This window comes from Corallococcus sp. M7 (assembly GCF_054512695.1).
Genome location: NZ_CM137252.1, coordinates 7909325 through 7930122, shown reverse-complemented (window position 1 = coordinate 7930122; position 20798 = coordinate 7909325). Strand labels below are relative to the sequence as shown.

The 20798-nt window shown below is 68.8% G+C and carries 10 protein-coding genes; 9 read left to right on the top strand and 1 reads right to left on the bottom strand.

What is annotated here, in order from left to right:
* Positions 1-167 precede the first annotated feature (167 nt).
* The 4 genes from ACX114_RS31685 (at position 168) to ACX114_RS31670 (ending at position 4009) form a co-directional block, all read left to right on the top strand.
* A complete protein-coding gene (locus ACX114_RS31685) occupies positions 168-779 on the top strand; it encodes a hypothetical protein (protein ID WP_459290744.1) in 612 nt (203 codons plus the stop codon).
* A gap of 207 nt (positions 780-986) precedes the next feature.
* A complete protein-coding gene (locus tag ACX114_RS31680) occupies positions 987-2522 on the top strand; it encodes a DUF2380 domain-containing protein (protein ID WP_459290742.1) in 1536 nt (511 codons plus the stop codon).
* Complete coding sequence (locus ACX114_RS31675) at positions 2519-2989, top strand: NUDIX hydrolase (protein ID WP_459290740.1); 471 nt, start codon at positions 2519-2521, stop codon at positions 2987-2989. Before ACX114_RS31680 ends, ACX114_RS31675 begins: the two co-directional genes overlap by 4 nt.
* Before the next feature lie 102 nt (positions 2990-3091).
* A complete protein-coding gene (locus tag ACX114_RS31670; RefSeq protein ID WP_459290738.1) occupies positions 3092-4009 on the top strand; it encodes a CPBP family intramembrane glutamic endopeptidase in 918 nt (305 codons plus the stop codon).
* 7 nt (positions 4010-4016) lie between these two features.
* Here the strand turns inward: ACX114_RS31670 and ACX114_RS31665 are convergent, their stop codons facing one another.
* Positions 4017-6119, bottom strand: a complete 2103-nt coding sequence (locus ACX114_RS31665) for a sulfatase family protein (RefSeq protein WP_459290736.1) — start codon at positions 6117-6119, stop codon at positions 4017-4019.
* 235 nt (positions 6120-6354) lie between these two features.
* On the opposite strand from ACX114_RS31665, the gene dnaE reads away from it, so the two are divergent.
* The 5 genes from dnaE to ACX114_RS31640 all read left to right on the top strand — a co-directional run bounded on the left by dnaE (position 6355) and on the right by ACX114_RS31640 (position 20793).
* On the top strand, positions 6355-9900 hold the full coding sequence (gene dnaE / locus ACX114_RS31660; RefSeq protein ID WP_459290734.1) for a DNA polymerase III subunit alpha: 3546 nt from the start codon (positions 6355-6357) through the stop codon (positions 9898-9900).
* 20 nt (positions 9901-9920) lie between these two features.
* On the top strand, positions 9921-10724 hold the full coding sequence (locus tag ACX114_RS31655) for an SDR family oxidoreductase (RefSeq protein WP_459290732.1): 804 nt from the start codon (positions 9921-9923) through the stop codon (positions 10722-10724).
* Positions 10725-10851: 127 nt separating this feature from the next.
* Positions 10852-13473 (top strand): Ig-like domain-containing protein, encoded by a 2622-nt coding sequence (locus ACX114_RS31650; protein ID WP_459290730.1) that lies wholly within the window; start codon positions 10852-10854, stop codon positions 13471-13473.
* A gap of 191 nt (positions 13474-13664) precedes the next feature.
* Positions 13665-18602 (top strand): lamin tail domain-containing protein, encoded by a 4938-nt coding sequence (locus tag ACX114_RS31645; RefSeq protein WP_459290728.1) that lies wholly within the window; start codon positions 13665-13667, stop codon positions 18600-18602.
* Between the two features lie 238 nt (positions 18603-18840).
* The gene (locus ACX114_RS31640; RefSeq protein ID WP_459290726.1) at positions 18841-20793 is read left to right on the top strand and encodes a M3 family metallopeptidase; all 1953 of its coding nucleotides are present in this window, start codon (positions 18841-18843) and stop codon (positions 20791-20793) included.
* The last annotated feature ends 5 nt before the right edge of the window (positions 20794-20798 follow it).

Sequence of the window (20798 nt, the reverse complement as noted above, 5' to 3'; positions counted from 1 at the left end):
CTGCGTGAAATTCCGGCGGTGTCCGCACCGGCTCGCGGAAGCTTCTTCCGGGGACCCTGAATGCGCCATCCCCCGGGAGAGGTAAAGACAGTCAACGTTCACCTGGACATCCTGCGCCCCGAACACGGACCTCTCGGGGGCGTCACACAGGCATGAAGATTCATCGGATGTTGGCAGTGGTCGCGGGACTGGTCCTGGCGGGTTGCGGCGGCGGTGACGATCCCGGGGAGGACAACACGCCTCCGGTGACGTGCTCCGCGGCGAACTGCACGGGCTGCTGTTTCAACAACATCTGCCAGACCGGGAACACCGCTTCCGCGTGTGGCAAGGCCGGGGCCACGTGCAAGGCATGCGACGCGGCCCAGGTCTGCAAGACAGACCAGACGTGTGGCGCGGATCCGGCGGGTGTCTGGTTCGTCCAGCCCACGTCCGCTCAAATCACGGCCAGCAACAACGGCACGGCCTGGGATGCGGATGGCTCCGCGCCGGATGTCTTCGTGGAGATGCTATGCCCGGGGGCGACGGCGGCCTCGTTCACGCCGGAAGTGGAGAGCTATACGCCCGCGTGGACTTCGGGCGGTTGTACCGCCACGGCGGGTCGCCTGCTCGTGGAGCCCTGGGCCTTCCGCGTCTGGGACAGTGATGTCAGCGTCAATGACACCATCACCGGTGTCCTCCTGTATCAGTTCCGGGAGGAGGACCTCACCGCGGGCCGTGTCACGCTCCAGCCTTCGGGGGGAATGATGTCCATCACCCTCGGCGTGCGGAAGCAGCCGTAGGGGCGCGAACCGCAACATGCCCGGGGCCTCCGGTGAGGCAGGTAGGCCGAACTGTCGGCCTCGGCGGTTATGACGGGATTCTGCACTCCGCACCGGAGTGCAGGCAGGAGGTGCGAGCGATGAGGGCGGGTGGCACGCAGATGTTCCCCACGCCGGAAGGAACGCTGCGCCCGGGTGCGTTCGTCTCGGTGGGCCTGGGAGTGGACCATGCGCGCTGACGCCCTGTTGCTGTCGATGGTGCTGCTGGCCACGGGATGCGTCTCCGTGTCGCAAGCGCCTGGGCGCGGTCGAAGCATGAGCTATGCGCCGCGTGAGGCTTCTTCACCCGCACGAGTGGAAACTCCAAGCGATGAGCCCCCGCACGCTCGGGACTTTCTCCCACGCGCCTTCTCCGGATCCGAGCAACGGCTCCTGCGCCGCCAGCAGCCGCGTGACGACGTGACAGCCGTGGGAGACAGCAGCAGGGCGGCCGTCGCTGGGGGCGGGGCTCGAAGCGCTGCATCGACGCGTCAGGCAGTTCGCGGCGCCACGGACGAGGTGAAGGGAACTCTGAAGGGTATTGAAGCCGCGTTCTCCAAACTGGCGGCTCGTCCTCCTGACCTCGGGGGCTGGGGCCTTACTGGCGACATCTTCACGCGCTTCCTGGACCAGGGCTCCAAGCAAGTGAAGTGGCTTCATGGTGCGCTGGGGAGCGCCACCGCGTTGACGACCGCAGCCTCGGAAGTCGGCGACACGGACATGGAGTTGGGCCTGCTTCGCATGACAGGGCCCAAGCTCCAGGCGGCCCAATTCGGAACCCTGCTGCTGGCCACCTGGGTGGACTTCCTGCACCTCGGAGACGCCGTGCTCCGAAACTGTCCCATGTGCAGCGCCGAGAAGCTCTTCGTGGACCTTCATCGCGTGCAGGGATTGATGGAGCCCACGCTGACGGACCTCGCCTCACTGGACCCGGAGCGGGTAGAGGCAGCGACCACCGCGATGCCTGAACTGATGGGGAAGCTGACGCGTGAGTTCGACACGCTCCAGCGGGAGACCCGCGAGACCCTGAGGCTGGGCGGGCAGATCCTCGCGGCGATGCAGGCTGTGGAGATGGTCACGATGATCTCCACGATGAAGGTGGCCATGCCGCGCGCGCCGCCCTCGGCCCCTGTGACGCTCGGCGTGGGCCTCGTGATGAGCTCGGGCGGAGTCATGGTGGGCTCGCGGTTGGTGGTCTCCGCCGATTGGGTGGAAATGATGCGAAGGCTCGTGCAGGCGGGCGTCATCTCCGTCCCCGCCGTCAGCGCGGCCGTCCTCATTCAGGGCGGACAGGTCATGATGGCCCAGGCGCATCAGGACCTACCCAGAGGCGTGCGCGAAGCGCTGGGGGACAGCCCGGAGGTTCGCGGCATGCAGGTGACGGGCAGGGCGGGGGCCGGCATGTCGGATGCGCCCAAGCACCATGTGCTCCCGCAGGAACACCGCGAATGGTTCGAACAGCGCGGCTTCCAGGGTGACATGGACATCGACCAGTTCTGCGTCCGGTTGGAGCAGGCCCACCACGAGGCCATTCACGGTGGCGGTGACTGGCGCCTGGGTCGCACATGGCCTGGTGAATGGAACCAGCTTCTTATGCACGAGTTGCTCAAAGCAGAGGCACGAGCCGGCCGGATGTTGACGAGGGATGCCATCCTGAAGCTCGTCGCGAAGCACATGAAGGACTATAGAATCCCAATGAACTTCGCCTCCTGGAGGGGGCCATGACCGCCCGGCATCCGTGGGATGGCGACGTGAGAGCCCGCTTGTACGAACGGGTACGCAAGCGTGGATACGACTCGCTCACCGCCTTTGCTGAGGCGCGCCCTGCCGTTCCGTTGCATGCACTGGCCGACGAGCTTGGTGAAGATGATGTCGCCGCGGTGCAGGTGTTCAGCGGCCTGCTTGCCGAGGCAGAGCAGCGCAGGCGAGTCACACGCCTTGTGCGCGATGTGCTCGTGCGCGAGCTGTCCGACGAGTTCCCCAAGGGCTGGCCGACCGTCATGAACGACGAAGCCCGTATGGACATTGCCATCGCGCTCGGTCGATGGAGTGGCTACACGCCGGAAACCCATCAGGGGCTCGTGGACCAGGCCAGCAATGCGCTCCTGGCCAGGCCGCCGCCGCCCGGTTGGCGTCCGCTCAGTCCTGACGACGAACTGCTCCGGACGCTCCTTCCCGACGAGGAAGCCTGATGACGGGCCGAGAGGCACGACCGTCGTCGCGTCCCGGATGTGGCCGTCGCGGACCAGGGCCCGTCTCCTCTCGCTCGAACTTGGGCGATACCATTGCCCGCCATGGATTCACCTTCCGACCTGCCCTCCGCTGCCCATTCGCCGGTCCCCACGTCGCCGCCACGTGTGTGGACGGTCCTGGTTGCGTTCGCGCTCCTGGTGACGGCAATCCTCGTCGGGGGCGTCATTTCCGCCAGCATCGCGATGGCGATGGAGATGTTCCGCTTGGGAGTGAAGCCCCAGGACACTGAAGCCATCCAGGCCCTGACGGAGAAGCTCAGGGGGATGCCCTGGCTGATGGTCGCGGCCGTGATGACGTCCAGCCTCTCGGCGTTGGTCGCCGCGCTCATGGGCGGGTTCTTGTCTCCCACGCCGTTGATGCAGCGGCTGCGCCTGGGCGCGGGAGCACCGCTACCTGTATGGGCCTGGGTGGCCGCGCTGGTGGGCTGCTTCACGATGGGACAGGCGATGGAGAGCCTGTCGGTGCTCGCGGGCGTATGGAATTACGCGGCGTCGCTGAAGGGGCTACAGGCCGCGAGCCAGGGTTCGGTCGTGACCTTCGCGGCGCTGCTGTTCTTTGGCGCGCTGGTCGCGGGCACGGCGGAGGAGCTCTTCTTCCGGGGTTATGTGCAGACGCGGCTCGTGGAGCGCTGGGGGCGCACGGCGGGCATCGCGGGAGCCGCCACGCTCTTTGGCATCCTGCACTTCGACCCCATCCACACCCCCATGGCCCTGCTGATGGGCCTGTTCCTGGGCTGGCTCGCGGAGCGCACGGGGAGCCTGCGGCTGCCCATCTTCGTCCACGTCTTCAACAACCTGACTTCGTTCCTGCTGTCCCGCTATGCGCCGTCCACCACGGAGCTACCTGCCTCCGTCCACGTGACGTTGCTGGCGGTGTGCTCGCTGGCGTTCGTGGGAGTGGTGATGGCGCTGCGGCGGATGGATGCCCGGCCGCCAGAGTCCGTGCTCGCCGGGTCCTGAAAGCAGCTCAAGGACCCACGGCACCGCGAGCCTCGCCCGGCCCATCCGGTAGCTCCGCCGCGAGCTTCGCCCTCAGCGTGGCCACGATGTCCGGATGGTCTCCCGCCACGTCGCGCACCTCCGACGGATCCGACACCGTGTCGAAGAGCTGCACGCGCACGCCATCCGGCGTGGGCAGCTCCAACAGCTTCCATCGGCCCAGATACAAACCCCGGTGCCGCGCCCGCCGCACCGGTCCCTCCCACTCCGGCTTCAGCGCGATCTCCCCCGTGTCGCCCTCCACCATCGCAATCTCATAGAGCCACGGATACGGCATGCGCACCGTCTGGTACGCCTGCCCATCCCGGTCGCTGAACCACACGTCCGTCTCAATCAACGCGGGCACATCCGGCAACGCCCTGGGCTCCGGTCCCGGCCGCGCGAGCGGCGCCAGAGAACGTCCCCGGAACGACTCCGGTGCGGGCACGCCCATCAAATCCAACACCGTCGGCGCCACGTCCAGCGACCGCGCCCGCTGCGTCACCTGTCGCCCCGACGCCACCTGCCCGGGCAGCCGCATCACGAATGGAATCCGCAGCCCCGCGCTACCCCACAGGTGGTCGCCATGCCCCTGGCCCAGCCCTTCATCCTCCAGGTGCTCGCCGTGGTCCGACAGCAGCACCACCAGCGTGTCGTCCCACCGGCCCCGCCGCTCCAGGTCCTCGCGCACGTTCCCCACGAGCCCGTCGAACGTGCGCACCCCCGCGTCGTAGTTCGCCCCCAGCGCCGCGACATCCTCCGGCGTGGCCCCGGGCGCATCCGGATCCACTTCCATCCGAGGCGTCGCCCCGAACCGCCACGGCCCGCGATACCCGCGCTCCACGTACTGGCCCTCCAGCGGCCACGGCGCGGCGTACGGGAAGTGCGTGGACGACGCGAACACCACCAGCGCGAACGGCGCATCCTCCGGCATCCCGTCCAGCACATGCCGCACCCGCGTGCGCAGCGGGGCAGGGTCCGTCAGCTCCGGGAACTCACCCCGTTCCTTGAACAGCCCCGGCGCCAGCGCCGTCCACGGCAGCAGCGCCACGTGGGTGATCAACATCCGCTGCCGCACCAGGTCCGGGAAGCGGAAGTCCGGCGCGGACACCTTCTGGAAGCCATACGGGAACCGCGAGAAGTGGTCCCCCGCGTAGTCCGCCACCACCGCCGTGCGGTACCCCTGCGCCTCCAGCGCTGTCGCCAACGTGGTCAGCTTCGTCTCGCGCGCCTCGCGTCCCACCAGCGTGTGCACCACCGGGTGCTCGCCCGCGTACTGCGACGTGAGCAGCGTCGTCCACGACGGCGCCGTGCGCGGCACCTGCACCACCGTGTCGTCGAAGCGCGTGCCCTCCGCCATCAACCGGTCGATGTTCGGCGACGTGGACCGCGAATAGCCGTTGCCCGACAGATGGTCTGGCCTGAGCCCGTCCGACGCCAGGATGAGCAGGTTCGGCCTCGCCCGCCCGCCCGACTCCGACCCCCGCTCCGCCCGCGCCAGCCCCAGCCCCGTGAAGCCCGCCACCGCCGCGGCGGCCGTCACGCCGCCCAGCACGCCGCGCCAGCGGGGTGACTCCGCCAGCCACCGTCCCACCACCGCCAGCACGCTCATCACCGGCAGCACCAGCGCCGCCATGACCCAACCGGATGGCTGCGTGCCGCTCAGCCCCCGCAGCACCGCCGCCGTCACCTCCGAGCGCTCGTACAGCGTCGCCGCGTACAGGTGCGGATGCCGCGCCATGTCCGCCGCCACCAGGAAGCCCTCCACCACCAGGCACCCCAGGCCGCTCAGCCAGAACACCGCGCGCCGGCTCCGCTCCGCCGCCCACAGCCCGGCCCCCAGCAGCGCCCCGAGTCCCAGCCCCACCACGCAGTACGCGCCGATGAGCCGCGCCACCTGCCACAGCACCACGTTGCGCCACTCGTTCCAGACGTACTCCGTGACGATACCGCTCTCGTTCCCCTGGTAACCCAGTTGCATGTTCAGCAGGGCACAGAGCGTGTAGAGCACCAGGAAGACGAGCAGGCCTGCCCGGCAGCCCAGCAGGAGGGCGCGAGCGAGCGTCGGCGGTGTACGGGCGAAGGCGGGCATCCTGGGGCAGCGTGGTTATGAATCCCACGGCCGTCACCCCACGCCCGGAGGGAGTGCCCACGCCCGGACGGACGGGGGGCCGGAATTCCGCTCCGGGTGTCTCCCAGGCCCGTTTTCCGGGCCCCGCACACGCCCGTCCCGCTTCTTTCTTCCGGCCCCGTCACTGGACTGGCGAGCAGGGGTTGCGGGCTCTAGTGTTCAGGCGCCTCTTTCTTCACCGGGAGCCGGAACGCCCATGTCCTTTACCCACCTTCACCTCCACACCCTCTATTCGCTGCTGGATGGGGCCATCCGGATGAAGGACCTCATCAAGACGGTGAAGGAGAAGGGCATGTCGAGCGTGGCCGTGACGGACCACGGCAACATGTTCGGCACCATCGACTTCTACAAGAAGGCCAAGGACGCCGGCATCAAGCCCATCCTCGGCCTGGAGGCCTACGTCGCCGGCCCCAAGGGGCGCGAGGACCGTTCGGAGAAGGTGGCCCACCACCTCATCCTCCTGGCCAAGAACGCGGAGGGCTACGCGAACCTGCGCTACCTGTCCTCCACCGCGTACATGAACGGGTTCTACTACCACCCGCGCATCGACAAGCAGGTGCTCGCGGAGCACAGCAAGGGCCTGGTGGGCCTCACCGCGTGCCTGGGCGGTGAGGTCACGAGCGCGTGCTTCCGCGGCGACATGGACCATGCCCGCCGCGTGGCCGCCGAATACAAGGGCATCTTCGAGCCCGACAGCTTCTACCTGGAGGTCCAGTCCAACGGCATGGTCGAGCAGGACAAGGCCAACGAGAACCTGAAGCAGTTGTCTCGTGACCTGGACATCCCGCTCGTCGCCACCGCGGACGCGCACTACATCAAGCGCGAGGACGCCAAGGCGCACGAGCTGCTCATGTGCATCGCCAGCGGCAAGACGCTGGCGGACAACAAGCGCCTGCGCCACTCCACCGACAAGCTCTACGTCACGAGCCCGGAGGAGATGCTCGGCTTCTTCTCCGACTCGCCGGAGGCCGTGCACAACAGCATGCGCATCTCGGAGATGTGCAACGTGGAGCTGAAGCTGGGCAAGCCCATGCTCCCCACGTTCAAGGTGCCGGACGGCCACACCCCGGACACCTTCATGTCGGAGCTGGCCTACGAGGGCCTGCGCCAGCGCTTCAAGGAGCTGGAGGGCCAGTACCCCATCGACCGCGAGCAGTACCAGGCGCGCCTCACGCTGGAGCTGGGCGTCATCCAGCGCATGGGCTTCTCTGGCTACTTCCTCATCGTCCAGGACTTCATCAACTGGGCCAAGGACCACAACATCCCGGTGGGCCCGGGCCGTGGCTCCGGCGCCGGTTCGCTGGTGGCCTACGCGCTGCGCATCACCGACCTGGACCCCATCCCGTACAACCTCCTCTTCGAGCGCTTCCTCAACCCGGAGCGCGTGTCGATGCCGGACTTCGATATCGACTTCTGCCAGGACCGGCGCGACGAGGTCATCAAGTACGTGGGCCGCAAGTACGGCGAGATGAACGTGGGGCAGATCATCACGTTCGGCTCGCTCAAGGCCAAGAGCGTGCTGCGCGACGTGTGCCGCGTCTTCGGCCTGCCCTTCAGCGAAGGCGACCGCATCGCCAAGCTGGTGCCCGAGGTCCTCAACATCACCTTGAAGGAGGCCATCGAGATGGAGCCTCGCCTCAAGGAGATGATCGAAAAGCCCCAGAACATCGGTGAGGTGGAGGGCAACCCCGTCACCACCAAGGACGTGCTGGAGATCGCGCTCGCGCTGGAGGGCCTGCACCGCCAGCCCGGCATGCACGCCGCGGGCGTGGTCATCGCGGACAAGCCGCTCTGGGAGTTCGTGCCCGTCTACCAGCCGCCCGGCGAGAAGATCCTCATCACCCAGTTCGCCAAGGACGAGGTGGAGGCGGCGGGCCTGGTGAAGTTCGACTTCCTCGGCCTGAAGACGCTCACGGTCATCCAGCACGCGCTGGACCTGGTGAACCGCAACCACGGCAAGGACATCAAGAGGCACGAAATCCCGCTGGATGACGAGGCCATGTGGAAGCTGATGGCGGAGGGCGACACCGCCGGCGTCTTCCAGATGGAGTCCAGCGGCTTCACCGAAATGGTGATGAAGCTCAAGCCGACCTGCTTCGAAGACGTCATCGCCGCCGGCGCGCTCTACCGCCCGGGTCCGCTGGACTCCGGCATGGTGGACGTCTTCATCAACCGCAAGCACGGCCGGGAGAAGGTGGCCTACCCGCACCCGAAGCTGGAGCCGGTGCTCAAGGACACCTACGGCGTCATCGTCTACCAGGAACAGGTGATGCAGATCTCCCAGGTGCTGGGAGGCTACACCCTGGGCCGCGCCGACCTTCTTCGCCGCGCCATGGGCAAGAAGAAGGCCGAGGTCATGCAGGCCGAGCGCGCCGGCTTCCTGGAGGGCTGCAAGGCCAACAACGTGGACCTGAAGGTCGCGGGCGAAATCTTCGACCTGATGGAGAAGTTCGCCGAGTACGGCTTCAACAAGAGCCACTCCGCGGCGTACGGCCTGGTCACCATCCACACGGCGTGGCTCAAGGCCCACTACCCGTGCGAGTTCATGGCCGCCCTTCTCACCAGCGAGAAGGACAACACCGACAAGGTGGTGAAGCACATCGGCGAGGTCCGCGAGTCGGGCACGCAGGTGCTGCCGCCGGACGTGAACCAGTCCGACATGGCCTTCGGCGCGGTGGAGGGGAAGATCCGCTTCGGTCTGGGCGCCATCAAGGGCGTGGGCGAGGGCGCCATCGAGTCCATCCTGGAGGCGCGCAAGGAAGGCCCCTTCAAGAGCCTCTTCGACTTCTGCGAGCGCGTGGACGGCCGCCGCGTCAACCGCAAGGTGCTGGAGGCGCTCGTGAAGGCCGGCGCCTTCGACTTCGAGAAGCGCCCCCGCGCGCAGCTCTTCGACACGATTGAGCGCGCGATGAACCGCGGCTCCTCCAGCCAGAAGGACAAGGCCGCGGGCCAGAGCTCGCTGTTCGGCATGCTCGCGGGCCCCGCGTCCTCTGGCACCGGCCTCAAGGACGACTACGCCCAGGTGGAGGAGTGGCCGGAGAAGGAGCGCCTGGCCTTCGAGAAGGAGGCCATCGGCTTCTACGTGTCCGGCCACCCGCTGTACCAGTACGAGAAGGAGCTCAAGCGCTACGCGCGGCCCATCACCGCCGTGCAGCGCGCGCGCCGCGACGAGAAGCTCACCGTGGCGGGCATCATCACCGTGCTGCGCGAGCGCCCCACCAAGACGGGCAAGCGCATGGCGTGGGTCACCATCGAAGACCTGTCCGGCTCCACGGAGCTGGTGTGCTTCCCGGGCAAGGACGGCACGCGCAACGTGATGGGCAAGGACGGCAAGTGGTCCAAGCAGGGCCCCAAGCCGGGATACGAGCACTGGGAGCACCTGCTCAAGTCGGACGACCCCATCCTCGTCACCGGCACCGTGCAGATCTCCCAGCGCGACGAGAACACGCCCACCGCGGAGCTCATCGTCGAGGACATCCAGAGCCTCAAGGCCGTGCGTGAGAAGCGCACCAAGCGCCTGGAGCTGCGGCTGCCCGCGGACGTCGTCACCGAGGAGCGGCTGGCGAAGCTCAACGAGCTGGCCAAGAAGTACGCGGGCGCGACCCCGGTGGCGGTGAGCGTGCTGTTCCCCGGGGAGGCGGAGGCGCACATCTCCGGCACCACCCTCAAGGTGCAGGTGAACGACGATTTGCTCCTCGCGGTGGACCGCCTCTTCGGGCAGAAGGTCGTGGAGTTCGGCTGATTTCGAAAGGAAGCGACTCCATGGCGGACAGCGTGTTCAAGGACGGGCTGCTCAAGGGCAAGACGGCGTTTGTCTCCGGCGGCAGCAGCGGCATCAACCTCGGCATCGCCACCGCGTTCGTGCAGGCGGGCGCGAAGGTGGCCATCAACGGCCGCAACGTGGAGAAGCTGGAGGGCGCGGTGAAGGGCCTCCAGGTCCACGGCACCGCCATGGGCGTGGCCGCGGACGTGCGCGACTACGCGTCGGTGGAGAAGGCGCTCCAGCAGGTGAAGGACGCGTACGGGGAGATCGACATCCTGGTGTGCGGCGCCGCCGGCAACTTCCCCGCGCCCGCGCTGGGCATGTCCTCCAACGGCTTCAAGGCGGTGATGGACATCGACGTGCTGGGCACCTTCAACGTGTCCCGCGCCGCCTTCGAACACCTGCGCAAGCCGGGCGCCGCCGTCATCAACATCTCCGCGCCCCAGGCCTACTTGCCCATGGCCATGCAGGCCCACGTGTGCGCCGCCAAGGCCGGCGTGGACATGCTCACCCGCGTGCTCGCCATCGAGTGGGGCGGCACGGGCGTGCGCGTCAACGCCATCACCCCGGGCCCCATTGAAGGCACGGAGGGCATGAGCCGCCTGGCCCCTTCCGAGGGCGCCCGTCAGAAGCTCGCGGAGGCGCTGCCGCTCCAGCGCTTCGGAAAGCCGGACGACATCGCCCGGCTGGCCCTGTTCCTGTCTTCGGACGCCGCGTCGTACATCACCGGCGCCATCATGGTCTGCGACGGTGGCCAGTCCCTCCTGGGCGGTGCCGCGGTGCTCCAGGCCATCAACGGCTGACTTCCAGTTGATGTGCATGGCCCCGGCCCTGCTTCGCGGTGGCCGGGGGAGGTCTGCTAGAAAGCCTTGCAACCCCGCGTGAAGCGCATGCCGCCGCGCGGGGGCTGCTCGCTGGACGGAGACATCCATGGCCTCACGGATTGCTGTGCTCGCCCGCTGTCTGGGTTTGAGCGTGTTGTGCCTGGGGTTGTCGCTGGGCTGTACGGAGCCCGGTGTCTCCCCGCTGCCCCCGCCCGAGGCCGTGGTGGACGCGGAGGCCTCCACGGTGGTGGTGGACCGGCCCACGGGAGTGATCGCGAACGGTCAGGACACGGCGGTCATCACCGTGACGGCGCTGCACAAGACGGATGGCTCCCCGCTGTCCGGGCGCACGGTGTCACTGACGGTGGAGGGGGAGGGCGCCTCCGTCCTGGAGTCGGCGGCCATCACCGACCTCAACGGTGAGGCCCGGGCGCGCGTGACGTCCACGGTGCCGGGTGTGAAGACGGTGAAGGCGTCCGTGAAGGACGACACGGGCAAGAGGGTGCAGCTCACCCAGACGGCCACGGTGGACTTCGTCGACGTCAACAACGCGAGGTTGCTGGCGTTCCGCTCGGCGCTGCCGGATGGCGTGGCGGGCGAGCCGCTCAAGCTCCTGGTGGTGGAGGTCCGGGACAGCGCGGGCGCGGTGGTGACGGACAGCACGGTGGAGGTGACGCTGTCCCTGGGCTCCGGCGGCAGCGGGGCCCCCGAGGGCCATCTGAAGGTGGCGGCGGTGAATGGCGTCGCGACCTTCCCGGACGTGGTGCTGAAGAAGGCGGGCGGGGGCTACCACTTCATCGCGAACGCGCCGGGCTCCGTGCCCGCGGCCAGCAGTGTCTTCTCCGTGGCGCCCGGTGCGGTGGCGACGCTGATCGTGGACGACTTCCTGGAGGTCGTCACGGCCGGTGTGGCGAAGGACCTGGAGGTCTCGTTCGTGGACGCGTACTCCAACCTGGTGACGAACTACACGGGCACGGTGATTCTGACGTCCACGGACGCGGCCGCGACCCTGCCCTCCCATACGTACACCGCCGCGGACATGGGCAAGTTCAGATTCCAGGGCATCATCTTCCGCACGGCCGGGGGCCAGTTCCTGACGGTCGCTGACAGCCAGGGGGCCTTCTCCTTCCGGCTGACCCTGGGAACGTACGTGATGTCCGGGGCGGCCGCTCGCATGGTCTTCACGCAGCAGCCTGCCTCGCGCGTGTCGTCGCGTGCCTCCCTGGGGGAGGTGAGGGTGATGGTCCAGGATGCCTTCGGCAACCCGGCGGGGAAGCCCACGCTGGAGGTGAAGCTGTCGCTGCCGGCGGGGGACTTCACGCTGGGCGGGACCGTGAGCTCAACCCTGGTCTACGGCGTCGCGACGTTCACGGGCTTGAGCATCGCGGGGAATGGCACCACGCACCTGGTGGCGTCCGCGCAGGGCCTGCAGGACGCGAGCAGTGCGGACGTGCAGGTGGTGGACGATGTGCCGCCCGCGAAGCCGGTGCTGACGCAGACGGGGGCCACGGCGACCGGCCTCACCGTGCAGTGGACGGGCGTGGGCGATGACGGTGTGCAGGGACAACTGGCGTCGCAGGAGATGCGCTACGCCACGTCCGCCATCACGTCGGACGCGGCCTTCGACGCGGCGGTGCCGGTATCGGCCGGTGCCCCCGTGCCTCCGGGCACGGTGCAGTCCGCGACCCTCACGGGGTTCGGAGCGGGCAGGACGTACCACGTGGCGCTGAAGGTGACGGATGCGCACGGCAACTCCGTGCGGTCGGACAGCCTCGCGGTGTCCACGGCGGATCCGCAGGTGACGCAGCTGGCGTTCACGCCGCAGCCGGCGAACGGGACCGCGGGCTCGGCGCTCGCGGACGTGAAGGTGTCGCTGCTGGACTCGCGCGGAGACGTCGTCCCGACGGCCACCACGGCGGTGACGCTGACGCTCACCGGCCAGCCCGGCTTCCAGGCGGTGACGGTGGAGGCGGTGAACGGCGTGGCCTCCTTCTCCGGCCTGCGCGTGGACACGGTGGGCACATACACGTTCACGGCCACCGCGGGTTCGCTGACCCTGGTGAGCCAGGCCTTCACCGTGGGCGCCGGCGCTGCGGCGAAGCTCGTGCTCGCGGCGTTCGCGGACCCGGTCGACGCAGGCGACTCGAACGACGTGACCGTGTCCGTGACGGATGCCTTTGGCAACCGCATCCAGGGCTACGCCGGCACGGTGCGCTTCACGTCCTCGGATGCGCAGGCGGAGCTCCCCGCGGACGCGGTCTTCGCGCCGGAGGACCAGGGTGAGAAGACCGTCTCCGGCCTCGTGTTCAAGACGGCGGGCACGCAGTCGCTCACCGCCACGGACACCGCGACCCCGGCGTTCACCGCGACGGTGAACGCGGAGGTGCGCGCCAGCACGGCCGCCTCCTTCTCCGTCGTCGCGAGCGCGGGTCCCTTCATCGCGGGTGAGTCGCTGAGCTACGAGGTGGTGGTGCATGACGCCTACGGCAACGTGGCGAAGGACTACTCGGCCATGGTGAGCTTCTCCTCATCGGACCTGTTGGCGGTGCTGCCCCGGCCCTTTTTCTTCACCCCGCTGGACGAGGGCCGGCACACCTTCAACGTGAAGCTGCGCACCGCCGGGAACCAGTCCGTCACGGTGGAAGACATGCGGGATGCGTCACTCACGGCCTCGCACACCTACACCATCATTCCCGCCTCCGCGCCCACGACGGGCTCGGTGCGATAGGGGCGGATGATGCCTACGGCTTCGACATTCCACTGACGCTTGTGCCCCAAACCGGAAACTGTTCGTTCCAGTTTCTGTGCAAAGTTCCGGTGCCGCTTCGCGGTGACCGGGGGATGTCTGCTAGAAAGCACTGCAACCCCGCGTGAAGCGTCTGCCGCCGCGTGGGGTCTGCTCGCTGGACGGAGACATTCATGTCCCCACGGATCGCTGTGCTCGCCCGCTGTCTGGGGTTGAGCGTGCTGTGTCTGGGCTTGTCGCTGGGCTGTAGTGAACCTGGAGTCACCCCGCAGCCGCCCGAGGGCGTCGTGGACGCGGAGGCCTCCACGGTGGTTGCGGACCCGGCCACGGGCGTGCTGGCGAACGGCAGCGACTTCGCGCTCGTCACGGTGACGGCGTTGCGCAAGGCGGACGGCTCGCGGCTGTCCGGGCGGACGGTGTCGCTGACGGTGGAGGGGGAGGGCGCCTCCGTCCTGGAGTCCGCGCTCGTCACCAACGTCCAGGGTGAGGCCCAGGCGCACGTGACGTCCACGGTGCCGGGCGTGAAGACGGTGAAGGCGTCCGTGAAGGACGACACGGGCAAGATGGTGACGCTCACCCAGACGGCCACGGTGGACTTCGCCGACGTCAACACAGTGAAGACGCTGGCGTTCCGTTCGGCGCTGCCGGATGCCGTGGCGGGTGAGCCGCTCAAGCTCCTGACGGTGGAGGTGCGCAACGGCGCGGGCCAGGTGGTGACGGACAGCACGGCGGAGGTGAAGCTGTCGCTGGGCTCCGGCGGCATCGTGTTCCCCGAGGGCCAGTTGACGGTGGCGGCGGTGAACGGCGTCGCGACTTTTTCAGACGTGGTGTTGAAGAAGGCGGGCGGGGGCTACCACTTCATCGCGACCGCACCGGGCTTCGAGCCCGTGGCCAGCACTGTCTTCTCCGTGGCGCCCGGTGCGGTCACGGCGCTGGGATACGACCGCTTCCTGGATACCGCCACGGTGGGCGTGGCGGAGGACCTGGAGATCACGCTCTCGGATGCGTACGCCAACCCGGTGACGACCTACACGGGCACGGTGAAGCTGACGTCCACGGACGCGGCCGCGACGCTGCCCTCGCACACGTTCACCCCCGCGGACGCGGGCAGGTTCAAGTTCCAGGGCATCACCTTCCGCACAGCCGGGTTCCAGTTCCTGACGGTCGAGGACAGCGCGGGGGCCTTCTCGTTCAATCTCCCCAGGGTGACCGTCTCCGCGGCGACGGCCTCGCGCCTGGTCTTCACGCAGCAGCCGGCCACGCGCGTGTCGACGCGCGCGTCCCTGGGGGAGGTGAAGGTGATGGTGCTGGATGCCTTCGGAAACCCGGTGTCGGTGCCCGGGCTGGCGGTGAAGCTGTCGCTGCCGGTGGAGCCCTTCCTCACGCTGGGCGGGACCGTGAGCGCGGCGCCGGTGGATGGCGTCGCGACGTTCACGGGCTTGAGCATCGTGGGGCATGGCACCACGCACCTGGTCGCCTCCGCGCCGAACGTGCCGGACGTGAGCAGCGTTGACGTGCAGGTGGTGGATGACATCGCGCCCGCGAAGCCGGTGCTCGTGCAGACGGGCGCCTCGGAGACCAGCATTACCGTGCAGTGGACGAGCGTCGGGGATGACGGGACGCAGGGGCAGCCGAACTCGCAGGAGCTGCGCTACTCCACGTCGCCCATCACGTCGGACGCGGCCTTCAACGCGGCCACGCTGGCGTCCTCGGATGTCCCGCTCCCCGCGGGGGCGCTGGCGACCAAGACCATTTTCGAGCTCGCGGCGGGCAAGACGTACCACGTGGCCCTGAAGGTGACGGACGCGCAGGGCAACTCCGCGCGGTCGGACAGCCTCGCGGTTTCCACGATGGATCCGCAGGTGACGCAGCTGGCGTTCACGCCGCAGCCGTCGAATGGAAATGCGGGCTCGGCGCTCACGGACGTGAAGGTGTCGCTGCTGGACTCGCGCGGCGACGTCGTCTCCACGGCCACCACGGCGGTGACGCTGACCCTCACCGGCCAGCCCGGCTTCCAGGCCGTGACCGAGGCGGCGGTGAACGGCGTGGCCACCTTCTCCGGCCTGCGCGTGGACACGGCGGGCACGTTCACGTTCACCGCCACGGCGGGGGCGCTGACGCGGGAAAGCCAGACCTTCACGGTGGGCGCTGGTGCCGCGGCGAAGCTCGTGCTCACGGCCTTCGCGGATCCGATTGACGCGGGCGACTCGAACGACGTGACCGTGTCCGTGACGGATGCCTTTGGCAACCGCATCCAGGGCTACACCGGCACGGTGCACTTCACGTCCTCGGACGCGCAGGCGGAGCTCCCCGCGGACGCCGCCTTCGCCCCGGAGGACCTGGGCGAGAAGACCGTCTCCGGCCTCGTCTTCAAGACCGCGGGCACGCAGTCGCTCACCGCCACGGACACCGCGACCCCGGCGCTCACCGCGACGGTGAACGCGGAGGTGCGCGCCAGCACGGCCGCGTCCCTGGAAGTCGTCGCGAGCGCGGGCCCCTTCGGCGCGGGCCAGTCGCTGAGCTACGAGCTGGTGGCGCGTGACACCTACGGCAACGTGGCGACGGACTACGCGTCCACGGTGACCTTCACGTCTTCGGCTGCGCAGGCGGTGCTGCCCGGCGCGTATACGTTCACCCTGCTGGACGAGGGCCGGCACACCTTCAACGTGGAGCTGCGCACCGCCGGGGACCAGTCCGTCACCGCGGAGGACGTGGCGGACCCGTCGCTCACGGCCTCGCACACCTACACCATCATCCCCGCCTCCGCGGACCACCTGGCCTTCGCCTCCGCGCCCACGACGGGTTCGGTGCGGCAGGCGCTGGTGGACATCGAGGTCGCGGTGCAGGACGCCTACGGCAACATCGTCACGGACGCGTCGGTGGATGTGCAGCTGTCGCTGGTGGGTGGCACCTTCGCCCAGGGCATCCCCACGCGTACCCCCGTGGGTGGCGTGGCCGTCTTCGGTGAGCTCAGCGTCAATGACGAAGGCACCTACCAGTTCCAGGCGAGCGCGGACGACTTCCAGTCCATCACGTCCGCGGACCTGATCATCTTCGACACGGAGGCGCCGGCCGCCGCGACGGGCTTCAGTGCGACGGCGGTGGACGGTGCCAGCATCCGGCTGGACTGGCAGGCTCCGGGCGATGACGGCGTGCTGGGCACGGCCGCTCGCTACGAGCTGCGCTACGCCACGGCCCCCCTCGACGACACCTCCTTCGGCGGGGCCACGCTCGTGACGGGCGTGGGCGCGCCCAAGACGGCGGGCACGGCGGAGTCATTCACGGTCACCGGCCTGACGGAGGGCACGACGTACCACTTCGCGCTGAAGACGTTCGACGGCGCGAACAACGCCAGCGCGCTGGCCACCGCGAGCGCCGCCACCACCAACCCGTGCGACGGTTACGTGTGCACGCCTCCCGCGCCCCAGTGCGCGGAGGACGGTTACTCGCGGGAGGTCTACGCGTCGGTGTGCGTGGTGCAGAACGGCGCGCCGACCTGCGTGGACGGCGACTCGACGCTCGAGGTCTGCACCGGCACGAACGCGGTCTGCTACGCGGGCGCGTGCACCACCGCGCCGCACCCGGGCGCGGGCGAGCTGGTCATCTCGGAGGTGATGCACTCGCCCTCCGCGGGCACCACCGAGTACCTGGAGCTGACCAACACCACGTCGCACCTGCTGGACGCGCAGGGCCTGTCGGTGACGCTGGTGAACGGCGCGGGGACGGAGACGTCCTTCACGGTGAACCACAACCCCACGCTGCTGGTGCCCCCCGGCGGGCGGACGGTGCTCGCGCAGGACGCGAACTACACGCGCAACGGTGGCGTGTCGGCGAACACCGACTACGGCATCGACAAGTTCATGGACAGCACGGGCTCCATCACGCTTAAGCAGGGCACGGTGACGGTGGACAGCCTGACGTACACGAACGCGTTCCCCCAGACGACGGGCCGGGCCATGAGCCTCGCGGCCAGCATCATCGGGACGAAGGGCAGTGGCCGCGCCTGGTACTGGTGTGACTCCACCGGCAGCCTGAACGGCGGGGACCGGGGCACGCCGGGCCAGGCCAATGACGATTGCGGCCTGAACGTGGAGAAGCCGGTCAACTACTGCGCCATCCAGTACCCGAAGACGTTCCCGTCGCCGGATGGCACCTACCCGGCGACCATCAACCCCAACGTCGCCTACGACATCTTCAGCCAGTTCTACAGCTACGACGTCACGCAGCGGAACACGAAGGGCAACGACTTCTACCCGCTCATCGAGGCGCAGTTGGGCTACGGCACGGACGCCGCCAACCCGGCGGGCTGGACGTGGACGGCGGCGGCCTTCAACGCGGGCTACGCCCCGACGAACTCCAACAACGACGAGATGAAGGCGGTCCTCCAGATTCCCACGGCCGGCACGTACAACTACGGCTTCCGCTACCGGTTCGCGGGCGAGCAGTGGGTGTACTGCGATCAGTCCGGCAAGGTGGATCCGTCCGCAGCGGGCACCTGGGGCACGGTGCAGGTGGTGGTGAAGGCGCCGCTGACGAACCACGTGGTCATCAGCGAGTTCAGCGGCGGCAACGGCACGGGCACGGCCGCGACGGACGAGTTCATCGAGCTCTACAACCCGACGAACTCGGACGTGGACCTGTCCAACTGGCAGGTGAGCTACAAGTCCGCCACCGGGACCACCTGGAGCTCCTCCGTCACCATTCCCTCTGGGAAGGTCATCCGCGCCCACGGTTACTTCCTCCTGGGCGGGGCGAACTACAGCGGCACTGCCATCAAGGACGTAGGCTACACCTTCGACGCCTCGGCCTCCACGACCGCGGGTGGCCATGTCCGCATCCAGCAGCCCGTGGACGGGACGTACGTGGACGTGGACAAGCTGGGGTGGGGCACCGGCAATGCCCCTGAGGGCACCGCGGCCCCCGCGCATCCGGCGGTGGGCGGAAGCCTGGAGCGCAAGGCCGTGTCCACCTCCACCTCCGGCACCATGGCCGTGGGAGGCGCGGACGCCCTTCGTGGCAATGGGCAGGACTCGGACAACAACAGCGCGAACTTCGTGACCCGCGCCGTCCGGCAGCCGCAGAGCTCGCAGAGCCCGCTCGAGTTCTACTGACGCCTCCGCCTTACCTCTGAAGAAGTCCCAGGAAGGCCGCCTCCGGCACGCACGCCGGGGCGGCCTTCCGCCGTTGGGGCACCGCCCGCCCGTCCGCCGCCCGACGAACGGGGCGAGGGAGGGCGTCCACTGCCCGGCAACCGCTCGTGCCGGGCCACTCGGATGCTGCCAGGGAGGACGGGGCGCATTAGCTTTGAGCCCTTTCCCGCACACCCACGGCTTGAGAGGAGCCCATCCCGTGTCCGAGCCCCTGGTCCCCGACGCCGCCCGCCACGTCACCTGCCCGCCCGAGGAGTTCCGCCGCGCGAGCGAGGAGGCCCTGTCCAAGGCCCGCGACGGCATCGCGCGACTGAAGACGCTGCCCGCCTCCACGCCCCCCAGGGAGGTCCTGGAGCTGTTCGACGAGTCCTCCGCCGCGCTGGATGACGCCGCCGCGCGCGCCAGCGTCGTGCGCCACACGCACCCGGAGGCTGCCCTGCGCGAGGCCGCGGAGGCCTCCGAGCAGGCCATCGAGAACCTGGCCAACGACATCCGCATGGACCGGGGCGTCTACGACGTCCTGGCGCGCGTGGACCTGTCCAAGGAGGACGCCGCCACGCGCAAGTGGATGGAGAAGGTGCTGCGCGACTTCCGCCGCGCCGGCGTGGACCGCGACGACGCCACCCGCGCCAGGGTGAAGGCGCTCCAGGAGGAGCTGGTCCGCATTGGCCAGGAGTTCAGCCGCAACATCAGCCAGGACACCCGCAAGGTGTCGCTGCCCCCGTCCGCGCTGGACGGCCTGCCGGAGGACTACGTGCGCGCGCACGCCCCCGGCGAGGACGGCCAGGTGCGCATCTCCACGGACTACCCGGACCTGGTGCCCTTCCTCACCTACGCGCGCGACGGCAAGGCCCGCGAGGAGCTCTGGCGCGCCAACCGCCAGCGCGGCTACCCCGCCAACGTGAACGTGCTCCAGAGCCTGGTGCAGAAGCGCCATGAGCTGGCCACGCTCCTGGGCTACCCGCACTGGGCCGCCTACGCCACCGAGGACAAGATGGTGCGCACCGCGGACGCCGCGGGCACCTTCATCCGGAAGATCGCGGACGCGTCCGAGGAGCGCATGAAGCGCGACTACGCGGTGCTCCTGGAGCGCAAGCGCAAGGACGACCCGGCGGCCGACAAGGTGAACCCGTGGGACTCCGGCTACCTGGATGACCGCGTGAAGGCGGAGCAGTACGCCTTCGACTCGCAGACGGTGCGCCCGTACTTCGAATACACGCGCGTGAAGCAGGGCGTGCTGGACCTCACCGCGCGCCTCTTCGGCGTCACCTACCGCCCGGTGAAGGACGTGCCCGTGTGGCACCCGGACGTGGAGGCCTACGACGTCTACGAAGGCCAGACGCTCAAGGGCCGCTTCTTCCTGGACATGCACCCGCGCGCGGACAAGTACAAGCACGCGGCCCAGTTCACGCTGACGAGCGGCAAGTCAGGCCGGCGGCTCCCGGAAGGCGCCCTCATCTGCAACTTCCCCAAGCCCGGCACGGAGCCCGCGCTCATGCAGCACGGCGACGTGGAGACGTTCTTCCACGAGTTCGGCCACCTCCTGCACCACATCTTCGGCGGCCACACGAAGTGGGCGGGCCTTTCCGGCGTGCGCACGGAGTGGGACTTCGTCGAGGCCCCGTCGCAGATGCTGGAGGAGTGGGCGCGTGACGTGACGTGCCTGCAGACCTTCGCGAAGCACTATCAGACGGGAGAAGCGCTGCCCGCGGAGCTGGTGGAGCGCATGCTCGCCGCGGACGAGTTCGGCAAGGGGCTCTTCGTGCGCCAGCAGATGTTCTACGCGGCGCTCAGCCTGGAGCTGTACCGGCGCGACCCGAAGAACCTGGACGCCACCGCGCTCGTGCGCGAGCTGCAGGGCCAGTACATCCCCTTCCCGTACCTGGAGGGCACGTACTTCCACCTCACCTTCGGGCACCTGGATGGGTACTCGTCCAACTACTACACGTACATGTGGTCGTTGGTCATCGCGAAGGACCTCTTCACGGTGTTCCAGACGAAGGGCCTGCTCAACCCGGAGCCCGCGCAGGCCTACCGCCGCGCGGTGCTGGAGCCGGGCGGCTCCGACGACGCCGCGCGCCTGGTGAACCACTTCCTCGGCCGCGACTACGACTTCCGCGCGTACGAGGCGTGGCTCAACAAGGCCGCGTGAGTGAC

What these genes read in the sequence shown, in the direction of transcription:
- ACX114_RS31675 (WP_459290740.1), top strand. Translation starts at nt 2,519, where the DNA reads ATGACCGCCCGGCATCCGTGGGATGGCGACGTGAGAGCCCGCTTGTAC.
- ACX114_RS31665 (WP_459290736.1), bottom strand. Translation starts at nt 6,119, where the DNA reads ATGCCCGCCTTCGCCCGTACACCGCCGACGCTCGCTCGCGCCCTCCTG.
- dnaE (WP_459290734.1), top strand. Translation starts at nt 6,355, where the DNA reads ATGTCCTTTACCCACCTTCACCTCCACACCCTCTATTCGCTGCTGGAT.
- ACX114_RS31650 (WP_459290730.1), top strand. Translation starts at nt 10,852, where the DNA reads ATGGCCTCACGGATTGCTGTGCTCGCCCGCTGTCTGGGTTTGAGCGTG.
- ACX114_RS31670 (WP_459290738.1), top strand. Translation starts at nt 3,092, where the DNA reads ATGGATTCACCTTCCGACCTGCCCTCCGCTGCCCATTCGCCGGTCCCC.
- ACX114_RS31655 (WP_459290732.1), top strand. Translation starts at nt 9,921, where the DNA reads ATGGCGGACAGCGTGTTCAAGGACGGGCTGCTCAAGGGCAAGACGGCG.
- ACX114_RS31680 (WP_459290742.1), top strand. Translation starts at nt 987, where the DNA reads ATGCGCGCTGACGCCCTGTTGCTGTCGATGGTGCTGCTGGCCACGGGA.
- ACX114_RS31645 (WP_459290728.1), top strand. Translation starts at nt 13,665, where the DNA reads ATGTCCCCACGGATCGCTGTGCTCGCCCGCTGTCTGGGGTTGAGCGTG.
- ACX114_RS31685 (WP_459290744.1), top strand. Translation starts at nt 168, where the DNA reads ATGTTGGCAGTGGTCGCGGGACTGGTCCTGGCGGGTTGCGGCGGCGGT.